This window comes from Frankia sp. AgKG'84/4 (assembly GCF_023242965.2).
Taxonomy (GTDB): domain Bacteria; phylum Actinomycetota; class Actinomycetes; order Frankiales; family Frankiaceae; genus Frankia.
Genome location: NZ_JALKFU020000988.1, coordinates 1 through 1,917, shown reverse-complemented (window position 1 = coordinate 1,917; position 1,917 = coordinate 1). Strand labels below are relative to the sequence as shown.

Genomic DNA, 1,917 nt, shown 5'->3' with positions numbered 1-1,917 from the left:
GCGGTGTCCAGGCGCCTGGCCAGCCGGGCGACGGTGGGCTCCTCGAACACCGCGCGGGGGGTGAGTTCGACGCCGAACGTCGTGCGGATCGCCGCGCACAGACGCATGACCAGCAGCGAGTGGCCGCCGAGGGCGAAGAAGTCATCGTCCACGCCGACCCGCTCGACCCCGAGCACGGCCGCGAACCGTTCGGCGAGCAGCTCCTCGCGGACATCGCGGGGCCGCCGGCCGCCGGCCGGCGCAGGCGCCGCCGGTTCGGGCAGCGCCGCCCGGTCGAGCTTGCCGTTGACGGTGCGGGGCAGCCGGTCCAGCACGACGACCGCCTGCGGAACCATGTACGCCGGCAGCACCCGCGCCACGTGCGCCCGCGCCGCCTCACCCAGCTCCGCCCGCCCGGCCTCGTCGTGGGACGCGGAGGCGGGCACGAGGCTGGCGGGCACGAGATAGGCGACGAGCTGAACGGCGGGCGGGGCGTCCGGACGCAAGCTCACCGCGGCCTGGGCGACGCCGGGCAGCGCCTCCAGCGCCCGCTCGATCTCGCCGAGCTCGACCCGGAAACCGCGCAGCTTGACCTGGTCGTCGGACCGGCCGCCGAAGGCCAGCGAGCCGTCCGGGCAACGCCGGGCAAGGTCTCCGGTGCGGTACATCCGCTCCCCCGCCGCGCCGGCCGGGTCGGCGACGAACCGGGCGGCCGTGAGGTCCGGCCGGCCCAGGTAGCCCCGGGCGATGCCGGGCCCGGCGAGGTACAGCTCGCCGGGAACCCCGTCGGGCACCGGCGCCAGCGCCGCGTCGAGCAGGTAGGCCCGGGTGTTGGCGATCGGCGCCGCCCAGCCGGTGCCGGCGGGCGGGGCCACGGCGGGTGCGGACTCGGGACGGGGGTCGTCGCCGATGCTGTGCCAGCCGTAGGCATCGACCGAGTACTCGGTCGGACCGTACAGATCGTGCGCGGCCAATCCGTCGAGTGCGCGCAGCCGCTCCCACAGCGGCGCCGGGGTCGCCTCGCCCCCGACGAGCAGCACCCCGGGCCGGTGCCCGCCCGGTCGCAGGAACCCGTCCTTCATCAGTTCCTGCAGGTAGGTCGGGGTCAGGTCGAGCACGTCGACACGGGCCCGTTCGAGGTAGGCGACGAGCGCGGCGGAGTCCCTGGCGGTCTGCTCGTCGACGACATGCGTCTCGTGCCCGGCGAGCAGCCACAGCAGCGGTTCCCACGAGCCGTCGAAGCTGAACGACGCGGCGTGCAGGACCCGCAGCGGCCCCCGGTCGGGCCCGGCGGCGCGCTCGGCCGGTTCGACGAGGTCGACGGCGTGCGAGGCGAACAGGTTCACCAGCCCCCGGTGGGTGCCGACGACGGCCTTGGGCCGGCCGGTGGACCCCGAGGTGTAAATGACGCTGGCCGCCCCGGCCGGGTCGGACGTGGCGCTCCGGCGGGGCCCGGCGGTCGGGCCTGCCCCGGTGGTCGGGTCGGCGGCGGTGGTCGGGTCGGCGGCGGTGGTCGGGTCGGCGGCGGTGGTCGGGACAGCAGCGATGCTCGGGTCGTCGAGCAGGACGGCGGCGGCGGTCCCGGTCGTGGGCAGTCGGTCGGTCAGCTCCCGGGTCGTGAGGATCACCGCGGGAGACGCGTCGGTGAGCAGGAACGCGAGGCGCTGCGCCGGCTGCTCGGGGTCGATCGGCAGGTAGGCGGCGCCGGCAGCGAGCACCCCGAAGATCGCCGGGACCATGAGCGCACGCGGTAGCGCGAGGGCGACCACGGTCTCCGGACCGGCGCCGAGGCGGGCCAGCAGCCCGGCGACCCGGTCGACCTCGGCGCCGAGCTCGGCGAAGGTCAACCGGCCCGACGCCGTGACCAGCGCCGTCCGGTCGGGATGCGTGGCGACCGCCCGTGCGAACAGGTCCGGGACGGTCACCGCGGCCGACAGC

At 76.5% G+C, this 1,917-nt stretch carries 1 protein-coding gene; it reads right to left on the bottom strand.

Annotation, left to right across the window (positions count from 1 at the left end; translation table 11 throughout):
- A partial coding sequence (locus MXD58_RS26620; RefSeq protein WP_250610532.1) for a non-ribosomal peptide synthetase occupies window positions 1–1,917 on the bottom strand: 1,917 nt, incomplete at both ends.